The sequence below is a fragment of the Spirosoma utsteinense genome (assembly GCF_014282275.1).
In the GTDB taxonomy this organism is placed as follows: Bacteria; Bacteroidota; Bacteroidia; order Cytophagales; family Spirosomataceae; genus Spirosoma; species Spirosoma utsteinense.
In genome coordinates this window covers 1-1,204 of the sequence record NZ_VFIA01000144.1, presented here as the reverse complement: position 1 = coordinate 1,204, position 1,204 = coordinate 1, and the positions used below count along the sequence as shown (strand labels likewise).

The window sequence follows — 1,204 nt, the reverse complement described above, 5'->3', positions numbered from 1 at the left end:
ACTACGAGTACACGCTATCTTCTTCGGTTGGTTGGCTGCTTTTAGCCAACATTCAGATCATGTTGCAACGAATCAAACCAACACCCCCAATATAATTCCCCAACACCTTCTAAGTGTAGAAGATGCTCGAACCGAAATCTTCGAGTATATTGAAATGTACTACAATCGAGTACGCAGGCACTCGTCGCTGGGCTATAAAGGTCCTGAACAATTTGAGAGTGAGTATTATACAAAACATGCAAATTCAGTGTGCCGCTAAACCAGACCACCTCAGAAGTAGGGTACAATCCTGATCAAAACTTGCCTTACCAAGCGGTTTTTTGCCTATTACCTTTTAACTTTGGGTACCCTCGTCCTGTCGGACTTCTACCTCCTTTTGTTACTCAGCAAGAAGTCATGCATTGGATAAGAACTGGCCAAAAATAAATTTTGCAAACAAGATATTAAATGGTTGTTTTCCAGTATCCGTCAACATATGGACACTTATACAAAATAACTCTCCTATAACGGACACAATGAAAAAAGCACTTGGTTGGATGGTTATTAGCCTACTGTATTGCATTACAACATTAAGCTGTCGTTATAAAGCGGATAAAGTTAATCCTCACTTTGAATCTGCCCGACAATACAGGTATAAGTTCTTTAGCAGCGAAGAAGAATGTAGACGTATAACTGGGCAAAACAACACTAGAGCTTGTAGCGAAACTATCTACTTTGACACGAAAGGCAAAGTATCAGCTTTACTTGGTAGATCTGATTTAATCATAGCAGGAAAGTACCAAATTGAAGAAGATAACATAATAGTCACTTTGCAAGATGGCCCTATTAAAACACTAAAAATTACATTCGAGACAGTATCTAGTACAGAATTGCTTAGAGGTGATAACAGCACCATCTGGACGGCTTACTAAGAGCAAATTTTGTACTCAATCAAAAAAGCCGATTTAATCCATATTGATACCGTAATTATGTTCAATGCCTAAGAGCGTGTTTAGAACGTGTTGGGGAATTGAAAAAGGCTGGTAGTCGTGTCACCTTTGTAGCGACCAAGCAACAAGGAGGTGACCAAACAATTTACTAAACTGACGGCACAGATTTCTATGGTTTATGCAAGTGGTGACACATAATTTTTGTCATATTTTTCACCCCGTTCCACCACCGCGTACACCCGATGGATGAGCTTGTTGCGAACCGCATTGAGGAC

Annotated in this window: 2 protein-coding genes; both read left to right on the top strand. The window is 40.0% G+C overall.

Annotation, left to right across the window (positions count from 1 at the left end; genetic code table 11):
* On the top strand, positions 1–259 hold a 259-nt coding region (locus FH603_RS28855), incomplete at its 5' end, for an IS3 family transposase (RefSeq protein WP_235985667.1).
* A 256-nt stretch (positions 260–515) separates the two neighbouring features.
* Positions 516–911 (top strand): hypothetical protein, encoded by a 396-nt coding sequence (locus tag FH603_RS28130; protein WP_186742688.1) that lies wholly within the window; start codon positions 516–518, stop codon positions 909–911.
* Positions 912–1,204: the final 293 nt, after the last annotated feature.

Excerpts from the sequence above, each read along its gene's own strand:
- FH603_RS28130 (WP_186742688.1), top strand. The coding sequence starts at position 516 with ATGAAAAAAGCACTTGGTTGGATGGTTATTAGCCTACTGTATTGCATT.